The 12884-nt window shown below is 55.7% G+C and carries 14 protein-coding genes and 2 pseudogenes; 7 read left to right on the top strand and 9 right to left on the bottom strand.

From position 1 onward, the window contains the following. Positions 1-116: 116 nt before the first annotated feature. From QMG40_RS09310 to QMG40_RS09290, 5 genes and pseudogenes are all read left to right on the top strand, one after another. Complete coding sequence (locus tag QMG40_RS09310) at positions 117-332, top strand: IS3 family transposase (RefSeq protein ID WP_283530755.1); 216 nt, start codon at positions 117-119, stop codon at positions 330-332. A 29-nt stretch (positions 333-361) separates the two neighbouring features. After that, a pseudogene (locus QMG40_RS09305) lies at positions 362-553 on the top strand (IS30 family transposase); the annotation flags it as partial. A gap of 150 nt (positions 554-703) precedes the next feature. Next, positions 704-1660, top strand: a complete 957-nt coding sequence (locus QMG40_RS09300) for a GNAT family N-acetyltransferase (RefSeq protein WP_283530754.1) — start codon at positions 704-706, stop codon at positions 1658-1660. A gap of 289 nt (positions 1661-1949) precedes the next feature. Further along, complete coding sequence (locus tag QMG40_RS09295) at positions 1950-2540, top strand: GNAT family N-acetyltransferase (RefSeq protein ID WP_349361615.1); 591 nt, start codon at positions 1950-1952, stop codon at positions 2538-2540. 75 nt (positions 2541-2615) lie between these two features. After that, positions 2616-2963, top strand: a complete 348-nt coding sequence (locus QMG40_RS09290) for an SdpI family protein (protein ID WP_283530753.1) — start codon at positions 2616-2618, stop codon at positions 2961-2963. A 109-nt stretch (positions 2964-3072) separates the two neighbouring features. Here QMG40_RS09290 and QMG40_RS09285 read toward each other — a convergent pair whose 3' ends face one another. The 9 genes and pseudogenes from QMG40_RS09285 to QMG40_RS09245 all read right to left on the bottom strand — a co-directional run bounded on the left by QMG40_RS09285 (position 3073) and on the right by QMG40_RS09245 (position 10635). After that, positions 3073-3507 carry a hypothetical protein gene (locus tag QMG40_RS09285; protein WP_283530752.1) on the bottom strand — a complete coding sequence of 145 codons (435 nt, stop codon included), beginning with the start codon at positions 3505-3507 and terminating at the stop codon, positions 3073-3075. A gap of 121 nt (positions 3508-3628) precedes the next feature. Further along, positions 3629-4703, bottom strand: a pseudogene (locus QMG40_RS09280) (IS30 family transposase). Positions 4704-4765: 62 nt separating this feature from the next. Beyond that, complete coding sequence (locus QMG40_RS09275; RefSeq protein ID WP_283530751.1) at positions 4766-5026, bottom strand: Txe/YoeB family addiction module toxin; 261 nt, start codon at positions 5024-5026, stop codon at positions 4766-4768. Next, a complete protein-coding gene (locus tag QMG40_RS09270; protein WP_459252981.1) occupies positions 5023-5265 on the bottom strand; it encodes a type II toxin-antitoxin system Phd/YefM family antitoxin in 243 nt (80 codons plus the stop codon). Before QMG40_RS09270 ends, QMG40_RS09275 begins: the two co-directional genes overlap by 4 nt. 439 nt (positions 5266-5704) lie before the next feature. Further along, entirely contained in the window at positions 5705-7117 is a 1413-nt protein-coding gene (locus QMG40_RS09265; RefSeq protein ID WP_283530749.1) for a serine hydrolase domain-containing protein, read from the bottom strand. Positions 7118-7170: 53 nt separating this feature from the next. Continuing rightward, on the bottom strand, positions 7171-7848 hold the full coding sequence (locus QMG40_RS09260) for a response regulator transcription factor (protein ID WP_283530748.1): 678 nt from the start codon (positions 7846-7848) through the stop codon (positions 7171-7173). After that, a complete protein-coding gene (locus QMG40_RS09255) occupies positions 7845-9050 on the bottom strand; it encodes a sensor histidine kinase (protein WP_283530747.1) in 1206 nt (401 codons plus the stop codon). The genes QMG40_RS09260 and QMG40_RS09255 overlap by 4 nt, the downstream gene beginning before the upstream one ends. A gap of 14 nt (positions 9051-9064) precedes the next feature. Further along, positions 9065-9907 (bottom strand): hypothetical protein, encoded by an 843-nt coding sequence (locus QMG40_RS09250; protein ID WP_283530746.1) that lies wholly within the window; start codon positions 9905-9907, stop codon positions 9065-9067. Beyond that, complete coding sequence (locus QMG40_RS09245) at positions 9901-10635, bottom strand: ATP-binding cassette domain-containing protein (protein ID WP_283530745.1); 735 nt, start codon at positions 10633-10635, stop codon at positions 9901-9903. The genes QMG40_RS09250 and QMG40_RS09245 overlap by 7 nt, the downstream gene beginning before the upstream one ends. Positions 10636-10800: 165 nt before the next feature. Between QMG40_RS09245 and QMG40_RS09240 the strand changes: the two genes are divergently transcribed. Further along, positions 10801-12042, top strand: coding sequence for a serine hydrolase domain-containing protein (locus QMG40_RS09240; RefSeq protein ID WP_283530744.1), 1242 nt, complete (start codon positions 10801-10803; stop codon positions 12040-12042). Positions 12043-12338: 296 nt separating this feature from the next. Next, the gene (locus QMG40_RS09235; protein WP_283530743.1) at positions 12339-12776 is read left to right on the top strand and encodes a hypothetical protein; all 438 of its coding nucleotides are present in this window, start codon (positions 12339-12341) and stop codon (positions 12774-12776) included. Positions 12777-12884: the final 108 nt, after the last annotated feature.

Below are 12884 nucleotides of genomic sequence, written 5' to 3'. Positions count from 1 at the left end.
GAAGTCGCCACCGAGCTCAACGACCGACCCCGCAGGATCCTCGGAGGTAGGACCCCCGCACAGGCCATGGAACAGCTACTATCGGAACCAGAGAAAGCCCCTGGTGCGACGACCGATTGAATTCGCCAACATGCCTGGACAACGCCGCGATGGAGGGCTTCTTCAGTCATCTAAAAGAGGAATGGTTCCGCATTCAGCAACCCGAAACCATCGAGCAGTTCCACGTAGGGCTATCAGAGTACATGCAGTGGTGGAACAGTACACGCATCCAAAAGCGACTCGGCTACCTCAGTCCCGACGAATACCGTGCCAACAAAACGGCCATCACGTAGAGTTTTATTAACCCGTCCAACTTTCGGGGACCACTCCACTCCTGCGCCAGTACTTTCCCAAGGGCACGGATCTGTCCGTGCACTCACCGAAGCGGCTGCTGGAAGTCGCCACCGAGCTCAACGACCGACCCCGCAGGATCCTCGGAGGTAGGACCCCCGCACAGGCCATGGAACAGCTACTATCGGAACCAGAGAAAGCCCCTGGTGCGACGACCGATTGAATTCGCCGTCACATGTCTCAAGTGCTACCGGGAAGGAGGCCCAGCGTGATCACCACAACCATGGGCGCCTCCTCCCATGAACTCACCCGGGCACGATAGGGCCTGGATCGTTCACCGGGCGAGTCGCCTCCTGAACCGGAGGCTTCCTTCATGTTTCGACCTGCATCAATTTCTGACCTCGATCTTCTGCTTTCTGCGCGCGCCGAGGACCCCGTAGGGATCATCGACGCGGAGCGCTACCGCCGCGAACTCGAACTCCATCAATATCGGCCCGAATGGAGCTGGCTACACGAAATCAACGGGCGGCTCATAGCGCGCGCCTTGTGGTGGGGACAACCCCACTCTGATTATCCCGTCTCGCTGGATTGCCTCTGGGTAGACCCGTCAATCACTGACCCGGGCATCATCGCGGGCCGCCTCGTCGAGGCCGGGCACCACGCGTTGCGCGCGAGCGGCATCGATCGCCTTCCCGATCTGAATATGGATGTCCCTCAAAACTGGCACGACGACCCGCGTGCCGTCGCAGCAGTCAAGTGGCGCCAAGACGCCGTCGTGTCCGCTGGGCTGAGTGAGACCATTGAAAGGCTGAGCTATGCCTGGACGGGGAACAAACCCACACCTAAGCGCAGCGACAGGCTGACCTTCACCCCTGCTGATGATCGGGTGTTCCTTGAGATCTTCAGCGAGGCCGCCCAAGGAAGCCTGGACATACACACACAGGCAGACTTGGCAGAGCTTGGACCGGACGTTCAAGCAGCGGACGATCTCGATTTCTACCTGGGGCTTCCCGGTGATCGACAGATGTGGCGAATCGCCCAGAATCTGAAGGGAGATCGCGTTGGGTTCATCATTCCTTCCCGGAGTGCCTATAACGCGAGCGTGAGCTATCTCGGAGTAGTCCCAGAGCATCGTGGACATGGTTTCGTCGATGACCTCCTTGCGGAAATCACGATCATGCACCGGGATAACGGTGCACCCAGCATCACGGGTACGACTGACACGACCAACGCTCCGATGGCGGCGGCTTTTCGCCGCGCCGGATATGACGTGACCGCGGTCCGCATAGTCTTTGGGCCCCATCCTGCCAATATTCTTGGCACAGCATGATGTGGATCGGTCAACGCGACCGGAGTGCACCGATAGAGGGTCACCAGCGGAACATGACGAGCTGACGTGAGTGCAAACTGAGTTTGCTTCTTAATCGCACCACCGACCGAGCGGCTTACGGGACACTCCGAATATTCCTATGTGCGACAGCCCTAAGGACAGTGCCAGCGTCATTTTCATCTTGTTTGGCTCCCGCATGTGCAGCGACGTGGAATTACCCACCATGTACTAATGCCAGTCGGTTAGCAGATTAGGATTGAAACTCAACAATCAACTTGACAGGTGAACGCTGAGTCTTTCAAAGGCCTACCCACATGGCCCTAGGCTGAGTTTCCGTGACTTCACGGCGGAGGGCATCCCGGCTGTGCACGAGTTCACCTCAGATCCTGAGGTTACTCGCTGGTCAACATGGGGACCGAATACTTTAGAGCAAACAATTTCCTTTGTTAAGGATGCGGCCCGTGCGCACCTGGAAGAGGGCCGATCAGCGTTTTCACTTGCTGCTGTTTTGGAGGGTAAGACCATTGGCTCTGTGGCCATTTGGACTACCGATCCATACGATCACAACGGAGAGCTTGGATACACCTTCCACCGCTCCTACTGGGGAAACGGCTATGCCACCGAAACTACGGTCCAGCTACTTAAATTTGGGTTCGATACGCTCAAACTGGAGCGAATCAGCGCCACCTGCCATCCTGGCAACATCGGTTCAATTCGAGTTCTAGAAAAGAGCGGGTTCACCCTAGAGGGGCGGCTTCGTTCCCACCGATTGGTGCGAGGAGTTCGCAGGGACTCTATGCTCTATTCCATTTTGCGCGATGAACACGCCAGCGTAAGAGCCGAGACGATAACTGACTTGGAAAACGACGAATCACGTTAATCCCACTCAAGGTTCGGCATGCGGGAGGATGTGTGAAGTGAACCAGCCCGCTGTGGTGGGGCCTAGGCTGAGGGCATGATCTTCTCTGTGGTATTTCTTCTTGCCTGCTACGTTCTGCTGATCATTGTCATCGTGCGATGTGCTGATGGCCGGATCGGCGTCAACGGTCTGGCAGGCATTCGGATATCTTCGATCATGGCTACCGAACAAACATGGATCGCAGGCCACAAAGCCGCTAAAAGGCCATCACTAACAGGAATTTATTGCGCCATAATTTTCCTACTTCCAACTCTCTTTGTCCCGGGGAAAGCGCTGCAAGCAGTCTTCCTTCTCGGATCGTGCCTCATCATGCTCATCGGCGTCATCGCTGGTGCATCCGCAGGATCAAAGGCAGCAAAGTTAGCTCTAGAAACACGGCACTAGCACCGGCAATGCTCGATATAGAGCAAACGTACCCCGCTCGGCGTTCCGGCTAAGGGACCGATCGCGGCACTACCGATCAAGATATGAACTAGCTACTGCTGGTGGGTTCCTAACGGGCGGAGACTAGGATATTGTCTGCGATCTTCGTCCATCCTGGTTCAAGTTTTCCGGTATCCGAGTCATCTCCGAGAAGAATCGTGGACAGGGAGCCTTTTAGCGAAGACATACTTACGATGTCACCGCTGCGTTTCGTATCGCTACAGCCAACCTGCCACTCATCGTCTGCGTCAGGTAGAACAACGGCCAAACACGTCGTTTTGGCATCCTCGCTCTGCAACGCGAAGTACTGCACCCCGTCTCTAGTGGCAAGGAGCCGCGAGCTGTCTCTGTCCACCTGTTCCTGCATAGTGACGAATGCGGGCAACGCATCTTCGGTCGTGGCCGCACGGTCCAGAGCCTTGAGTCCGGACTCGGCCGAACAGCCACTCAGCAGAAGGACCGCAATACTCGCCGCCATGACGAGCGGAAATGACAGAAGTTTCATTTTTTCTCCCCAAATATCGATTTCACTTGACGCTACAGCATGTGCCCTGCAGTCAACCAAAACAATACGAAGCCATGCTGCCCGCCAAAGTTTCCCGTAGACGTTCGGCGGATTCTGGCGGTCATTGCAACAGGAGGGGTTCGATCAGTTCGATCGGTTTCTTGAACTCTAGTCGTTTGCGTGGTCTGTCGTTGAGTTCAGCGGCGACCCAGTCAAGATCCTGGGCACTGTGGATGCTCCAATCAGTCCATTTGTGTTCTCGTTGATACCACGCTGCCAGGGCGAATGCGGGTCGCAAAAGTAGATCTCGATGCCCGTATCAATCTTCACGGTTTTCCAGTCCTGCATTTCAATGCCTTGATCCCAGGTCAGGGAATGTCGCAGTGCTTGCGGGAGTGTTTTGATCTTCGCGGTCAATGCCTCACGCATCTGCTCAGCTTTGTACCCCTGGGGTAAGTGAACGAGCATCGTGTAGTTGGTGTTGCGTTCCACCAGGGTCCCAATAGCGGTCTGGTTACCCTTGCCAATGATCAAGTCTCCTTCCCAATGTCCTGGTACGGCACGGTCTTGCGGGAGGTGCGCCGCACGGCCCGCCCAGTGCGTAAATACGCGACCAGATCTCGATTCAAGGCTCCCCTGAACTGGACGTACAGGGACTGGTAAATAGTCTCCGGTGACACCTGCATCGCCTCTTCGTTGGGGAACTGGACGCGTAATCGTCCTGCGATTTGTTCCGGTGAATACTTCTTGGCAAGGTCCGCTTCCACCACTGTACGCAGGGCTATGTTCGTGTGGAGTTTGGCCTGTTTCGGCCGTCTGGCACGCTCGTAGGCGAGCATGTGGGCCGAGGTTGCCCGGTAGGCGGTGCCGGGTTTCGTGTTGCGTCTCAACTCCCTGGATACCGTCGAGGTAGACCGGCCAATAACCTCCCCGATCGCTCTCAAGGACTGTCCCTGGGCGCGGAGAATCGCGATCTCTTCACGCTGAGTGAGGGTCAGGCACCGGCCCTTTAAATTCCTGCCGCGGCGTGGCCGCACACCAACAGCGTTAGCCACAACAGTGCGCCCGGTACGCCTACTGGTGTTGATCGGAATAACGGCATCAGTGATGAAATCACCTGCCTGCATCCATGCCCAAAAGACCTGCAGTAGATCCGGCCGGAAAAGGATTGAATAGTTCGCCATTGCAACACTCATTCACGAAGTGTTGCAATCACCGCAAGAACCCAAGGTTCCTCGCGCGCGACCGCCGCTATGTGCTAGTGACCATAGTGATATCGGCATCCGGCAATGCGATTTTCATCATCGTCGATTTTGTACACTAGGCGATGTTCGTCGGTGATTCGTCGCGACCAGTAGCAAGGCAAACCGTGTTTCAACGGTTCCGGCTTTCCGATGCCTTCGTTTCCGTTTCGTGCGATAACCCGCAGTAGGATGATGATGCGTTTGAGGACCTTACGATCCTGTGTCTGCCACCACTCATAGTCCTCCCATGAGTCCTCGTCCCAGACCAGCTTCATTCTGTGATGTCGTGCTCGACGCCCTTACCAGATTCGAGGCGTTCTATTGCGCCGAGGAGTCGCCTGGCATTCGTGGGGGATTTCAAGAGGTACGCGGTTTCTTTGAATGACTGATAATCATCTAGCGAGACGATGACTACTGGTTCGTGACCCGCGCGAGTGATGATGACTTCCTCACGGTCATCGACCACAGCGGTCAGCGTCGCAGCGTAGTGTGCTCGGGACTCTGAGTAGGTCATTGTGCGCATAATATTTCTTTCTTGTTGTACAACTTATTGTACGAACTTGATTGATGTCCCGCGAGGGTTGGCACTATGGACAGATCTAGGGCTTGGTAGTAGTGGAACGAAATTACACGATAGAACGCTCCATGCTCAGTAAATTATGTTGCCGTTCTGTGGGTCCATTCGAAGCCCTGTATACCGAATTATCCGGCTCGTACAGCTGTGCGCGAGCCACATCCTCCGCCGCGGTGCATGTGGAGTCCCTCTTGAAAGATAAAAGAACGTCAAACTCCCAATTAGCCTGAGGACAGACCCAGAAGATAGGGATGCACTCTCCCTTCTTCTTTTAGTTTTCCACGACGACCGGCTGCGTGTTCCCTCGCAGGGTAACGAGCTCTGATTTTGCTGTATGGGGATTGCTGCTTCAGGCCACTCCACCGGGTCGCTGGCGTTTCTATGAGATCTTCTTGTAGAGCCGACCCACATAGAGGTACTGAATACCGCCGTCGTCTACCAATGCGAACTCAAGCACACGACCAATGATCTTGCTCAGGAACCGGGCAGGACCGTTAGGCACCAGGGGAGCGCTTTGTCGAGGTGATTCGATGCCCCCGAGACTAACCTTGGCCACTACAGAAATCGTGAGGGCATTGGCATCGTCAGCACGGACCTCGAATCGTTGGGTACCGGATTCGTAGTCACCGACAACACGGCCCAAATCGATGGGGATGCTGCTATCGATGGGGTTCTCGCTGGGGCCGACAAGTCCCAACTCAGAGGCGACATCCACCATCAGTTCCCGTTCGAGGGCTGCAAGTCCGGGTGAATTGCCCAGAACCACTAGTGCCAGCCCATGCTCTGGGAACGTATCAAGATAGGCGGACTGGCCAAAGGTATCCCCGTTGTGTCCAACGGCTATAGTGGGACCCCACTTTTCCAGCATCCAACCCGTCGCCCAGCCCACTGTGACGCTATTGATTCCCCTCAGGTCTACCTTCTGGGAACGCATGAGACGTGCCGATTCTTCACTGAGCAGTCGTTCACCGGTCAAAGCTAAGCCGTCGCGTAGATGTGCGGCAGCGAACCGCAGCAGATTATCGGCGGTACCAGTCACAGCGCCGGCTGGTCCTAGTGAACGCGGCAGTGCCCAGACCGGAGTCGGAAAATACTTTTCTGTCCTGGAATGGTCCGGGGTTTGAAGGTGACCTACTGCGACACGGTGCAACGGCGCGTCCTTCGTTTTCGTAATGACCCCCTCCAAGCCCAGTGGTACGAGGATGTGATCAGCGATGGCCTCATCCCAGACCTTGCCGCGCAGCACCTCGACGATTCGGCCCAGTAGAACGTAACCGGAGTTACTATAGCTGAGCGGGCCACCGACGCGTGAGGTGATGTCAGCTGTGCCCAAACGATTGACGTACTGTTCCACGCAATCATCTCCGTCGCCAGTGTCAGTAAGGATGTCCCCATCAATACCGCTAGTGTGGCTCAGCAGCATTTCGATCGTGATGGCTTGAGCCGCCGTGGAATCCGCCAGCGTGAAGTCCGGCAGTACCTCGTCAACACGTGTGTTCAGTGCTAGAAGTCCTTCATCTACGAGTTGCATGATTAGCGTGGCGGTCCACACCTTAGTGATCGACCCGTATTGATGCAGTGTGTCCGCTGTGAGTTCAACTCCAGTCTTAACGCTGGTAACCCCCGAGCACATTGTCCTAATCTCGGCAGAGCCCTGGTCGGTTAGCTGCAACACTCCAATTTGCACGCCCGGGACTTGGTGCCGGCCAGCAAGTTCCTCGATCCGCGTTTGCCACCGCTCACTGTTGAAGAATCCATTGGGAAGGCTTCTTGATTCCACCATTATTGTCATGTTCTTCTTTATCCCTTTGTCTTTATGTTTGTGGTTTTTAGGGCGATTCGCCCCTATCTGCTGTGATAGCGGGGTGTGGCGACCACACCATTTTTAAACGCCCAAACAACGGCCTGAAGTCGATCCCGAACACCCACTTTGGCCAGGATTCCGGCGACATGGTATTTCACCGTAGTGGACTCGATGAAGAGCTTGCTTGAGATCTCCGGGGTAGAAAGTCCTTCGCACAAGAGGGTGAGAATTTCTGTCTCCCGGGCTGTGAGCGGGACGACTAGAGAGCGGGATGGGTTGATCGGTGCAGCGGTCCGCTTTGCGAACTCCTGCAGCACCCGACGGGTCAAACGCTGGTCAAGGGTGCCTTCACCCCTGGCCACAGAACAAACTGAGCTCAGAAGCGACTTCTCATCTGCCCCCTTGAGCAGGAAACCGGACGCGCCGGCTTCAAGAGCACCAAACACGTAATCGTCAAGCTCAAAGGTGGTCAGCATAAGCACACCTGTGGTGTTCTCCAGATCACCGGTTATTGTCCGTGTTGCTGAAATCCCATCGAGACCAGGCATCCTAATATCCATACAAATAACGTCTGGACGTTGCTCACGCACCAGCGCCACGGCCTCATATCCGTCTTTTGCTTCACCGACAACACGAATGTTCGGTGCAGCACTCAAGATAACGCTCAGACCTGCGCGGACAATCGCTTGGTCATCGGCTATCGCCACTGTGATACTCATAGCTGACCTTCGTAGGGAATGATTAAGGTATTAACCCAACTGCCATCTTTTACGGATTCTGTGCGAAGCCGTGCGCCAAGAAGCTCGGCGCGTTCGGCCATGCCGATCAGCCCATACCCTGCTCGTGCTGTCTCTGGTTTCCTGTGCATAAGTAGATTCGGTCCGTTAGTGACCGTCACCCGCAGCGACGCCGTTCCGTAGTCGATCTGAACAGCTCGATGTGTGCCGGGAGCATGGCTAAGCGAGTTCGCCAGTGATTCCTGGACCATCCTGTAGGCAGCAATCCCCGCAAGTGGGCCAAGATCTCTTGGAGTACCACTTTTCTTTAGGTGCACGCTTGTGCCTGTTGTTGACGCCTGTGCAACGAGCTCCGGGAGACGCTCGATCGAGGCGATGGGAGCAAGTTCACTTTCCCCGTCGGCGCGAAGGAGACCAACGGTTTGACGCAGATTATTGAGCGTGGTTCGCGCAGCGTTCTGTATCTGCCGGACGTACTCCCCAGCTTCCTGAGGATTGGATATCCTCAGTGTCTCTGCCGCTTGGGCGCTGACAATGATGCCCGTTAAGTGATGAGCAGCAACGTCGTGCAATTCACGTGCCATCAAGGCTCGTTCACGCAACACTGCTTCCTGTGCTTGGTGCTCCTTCTCATACTCAGCAGCCTCAGCACGCTCACGGAGTGCCTCCAAAAGCCGGGCTCGTTGGCCAACGATCTCTGCTGTCACAACTCCCAATCCAAAGACCAAGACGTTGCGTGCCAGCGCGAATGCTAGAACAAACTCAGAAGGAACCAGGGTGCTTCTCTGCACAGCGATCATAGTAATGATCACAGCAAGGACGCTGAGACTGGCCGGGGCTAGGTAACGTCCCCGGCCGGTGCTCGTGCTTGCGTAGGAGAACACAGCGATCATCACCGCAACGGTGCCCGTGCCAATTTCACCGGAAGAGACCAGAAGCGTGACGGCATCCAATACCGTTACGAACAGCAACACGGTCAAAGGAAAACGGTGCCGGGCCAGTAGCGCGAACGCCTGGGCCAACATAAACACGCCCGGTAGTAAGCTGTGCGGACGCTGGCCTGAACCGTCTTCGATCAAAGCCACCCCCAAAATGTAGCCAAGCGCCAGCAGCGCCACCACCACTACGGGAGTAAACTGCCAGAGCACGCTGCGGATGCGGGCGTGTGAAAACGTAGATGCCATAACCCTATTCTCAGCTACCTCAGCACGCAGATATCACGGGTGCGCATAGCGGCGCCTGCTCCCGCCAGAACCACGGCAACCAGAGCAGCTAAAACAGCAAGCGCCACCACTGGCGGGAACCCTCCGTTCATGGGCGACGAGATAGCGCTTTGGGCAAGAGAAAGCGGCATGATCTGCGCCCAGATGGGAAGAGTTCCGCTCACGAGTTGAGCAATGGATTGGACAATAATTTCAAATAGGAGCAGACCCAGCATGGTCAATATCCCCACCACCTGGTCACGAGCGAGAAGACCGACGGCCAAGCCCAATAACACAAGTAGCGTCACCACCACCGTGCCTCGCACCAGCACCAAAATCAGCTCCGGCGCACTCACAAGCAGTTCGGCGCCTGCTAAAGGTAGGGAAATTATCAGTGTGAGCAGATTTATCGCCGCGTATACAAAACCGACAAGAAGTCCGGTAAGCGCCAAAGCGCCAATTTTTGCTACCAAAATCAGCCCCCGGCGCGGTTGCGCCAGTGCTGTAGTGACGATACCGCCGAAGCGATAATCACTAGTACCGGCAAGCACACCTAAGATTACGACAGCCAGTACGGCAATACCCAGCGATCCCGAACCTGTCGAAGCACCAAGTGGACTCAACGCAGCAAGTTGAGCCGCATGAGATTCCAATCCGAAGTCCGGCAAAGCTACCCCGAGGGTGTCAAGGCCTGGTCCTATAGCACCAGAGGCGAGGGCAGGAAGAAGAGTCAGAAGTGTAATCTGCGTCAGGATGAGGCCAACAACGCCGATTATGACAGCAACTTTGACCGCGGTGGTCGTCGTCAGTTTAAGCAGTTCTGCGCGGATCATCAGCACACCGCCGAGCTTTTAGCCGTGAGGTCAAGATAAAAACTTTCGAGGTCCCCACCATAGGCTGCAACGACGTCGTTCAATTTCCCCGCCGCCGCTACACTGCCATCAGCGATAACAACAATGTCATCAGCAACAAGGGCTACCTCCGAGAGCACGTGAGAAGACAAGAGAACTGACCCACCGCCGTCGGCGAACGAGCGAATGAGCTCTCGCAACCAGTGCATCCCAGCCGGATCCAGCCCATTCGTGGGCTCATCAAGTATCAGGATCGAGGGTTCACCAAGCAAAGCCGCTGCCAGGGCTAAACGTTGCCGCATACCCAGCGAATATCCCCCTACACGACGCTCGGCTACGGAACGCAACCCTACTTCCTCAAGTACTGAATCGATACGATCCTTCGAAACATCAATCTGTGCCGCGAGGATCCGCAAGTGTTCGCGGCCAGTCCGGCCAGGGTGCAGCCCTCCTGAATCAAGGACAACACCGATGGTGCGAGCCGGCCGATCAAGATCACGGTACCTCCGGCCGTGGATAAGTGCCTCACCGTTATCAGGGAAAGTAAGCCCAAGGATCATTTGAATGGTTGTGGTCTTGCCCGCCCCATTGGGCCCCAAGAGACCGACGACCCGAGTCTCGAGGACGTCGAAAATAACATTATTGACCGCTGGTTGGCCGTTGAAGGACTTAGTTAGCCCTCGAACGGCCACCGCTGGTGCGCTAGATTTGTTCATTTCTTCAGCGTACGGACACCCACATATCCACCGCCCCCTCCGCAAGAACAGTCCTAAACCTAACCATGAGTGTAGGGCGCTGCGTGCTTGGACGGGCAAGGCTGGTCCTTACCTATTCAAGCGGACTGTGAATACCAGCTGTCCCCGAAACGAAGGAACATCATTATGATTCACGAAACAGAGCCTGATGGAACCGCTCTTGATGCGAAAACCTCTTCGTCTAAAAGACCATTCATTGCCATAACAGTCGCGACCTTACTAGCAGTAGCCACTATAGGCGCCGGCATTTGGTGGGGAGCAGGAGCCCTGACCCCTACAAGCCCGGCTGGCACCTCGATCGGCAACCGCGTGGTACAAAAACATTTAGATGGTCTGATCGCCCGTGGCTTTCCCGCCGCACTTGCATCATTAACGCATCCCAGCGGGGATCACGAAGACTACGTCTCAGGAGTGGGGGATCCAAAATCCGGCGAAAAGGTACCCACCAACGGGGAGGTACGGATTGGCAGCAATACTAAGACGTTCACCGCCGTCGTAGTTCTCCAACTGGTCCAGGAGGGGCTCGTTGAGCTCGATACTCCCATCGAGAGCTATCTACCGGGTTTACTTCGCGGTCAAGGCATCGACGGCGCCACGATCACCGTTCGGCAGCTGTTGCAGCATACGAGTGGTCTTCCCGAGTACACAAATGAAATTGCTTTGGAGCTGCAAAAGATACGACACACTTACTTCTCTCCCCGGGACCTCATTGATCTCGCGCTCCGTCAACCAGCACACTTTGGCCCGGGGAAAAGTTGGGAATATAACAACACCAACTACATCCTGCTGGGCTTACTCATTGAGAAGATGACCCAACGCCCCATCTTCGAGCAAATCACGGAGCGCATCACAGAACCACTGGATTTCAAACATACCTATTTTCCAGAGGTTGGCGAACAGGACTTCAGAGGTGCACACCCCGCAGGCTTTCACCCGGATGCCAAGGGCACACAGACCAACGTGAGCCGCCTGGATCCCTCGTGGGGATGGGCAGCCGGACAAGTCATCTCCACCCCCAGCGAACTCAATGAGTTCACCCGAGCAGTGCTCGATGGCCGTCTACTCGGCCCAGAGATGCTGGCAGAGATGAAAAAGACAGTGCCCAGCGATGACAGCCTCTGGCCAGGAGCGGAATACGGGCTCGGTCTGCAAAGCTATCCTCTTAGCTGCGGCGGGGTAATTTGGGGTCACGGTGGAGATATCCATGGCTTCCAGACCCGCAATGGCGTGGCATCCGATGGCACTGCTTTCAGCGTTGCAGTGACTTCGCTGCCCTGGGCCTTCATCAATATCAAGGACGAGGAGCTCCTTATGAAAACCTATAAATCCGTCACCGACACTGTAGATGCGGCTTTCTGCCAGAAATGACGCTGAGTGTTTAAAGGATCTGAAACTGATCGGCTTTCCTTATGCTTAAACTCTCAGGCGCAAGAACTTCCCAAGCCTCGCATCAAAGGAAACTCCCCTGGAACACTCGGAGGGCTTCCTGCATGGTGACCTGAATGGCTCTCCAATATCGGTTGTAAGTGCGAGGCCACGAGTGGTTGTCATGGATAGAGAACCTATGCTGCCAGATCGACGTGAACCGTTCCTTTGAATAAAAGGAAGTTCTCACTAGATGTCCCCAGGGACAACCAGAGGAGAACGGGGCCTTATAGTAAAGGATGCGACTAACCCGACGCCGTGACAGGCCACACCTTGAGCAATGGTCGTCCGTCATCCTGATTTCGCTTCTGTCAGCAGGGCTCTGGTTCGGTTGGTTCGGCTGGGATGGCGAGTACCAGTACGATGCGGCCACTGGAGAAATGACTGGGCCGTACGAAATTTGGCAGGCAGTAGCGGCGTTCCTGTGCGGCGTCGTGGTGGTAGGGCTCGCTTACAGGCTCTTGCGTTTTGTAGTTGCTTTGTTGGTAATTCCCGTTTCATTCACGCTCGCGTGGATGAGCACTGCCTCCGCCATGGATTCGAGCGGCCTGTGGGTTGTCGGGGCGATACTTGTTGCCCTTGGTACTACTTTCGGTACAGCTGGCATGCTTGGCACCGCTGCAGCAGTCGAGGCTATAGGCAACAGGCAAAGAACCTCCGCTATCCCGAGCGAGTGATACTTGGCGTGTCCAGTAGCCCAGGGTAAATCTCTGAAACGCAAACAGTATCCCGGCGGATGGCCCTGCAGGACAGGACGATTTGGGCTACGAAAGGCTGCGAAAAAC

This window comes from Arthrobacter antibioticus (assembly GCF_030063205.1).
In the GTDB taxonomy this organism is placed as follows: Bacteria; Actinomycetota; Actinomycetes; order Actinomycetales; family Micrococcaceae; genus Specibacter.
Note: the sequence above shows the minus strand (reverse complement) of the source record. Positions and strands in the feature narration are given on the sequence as shown.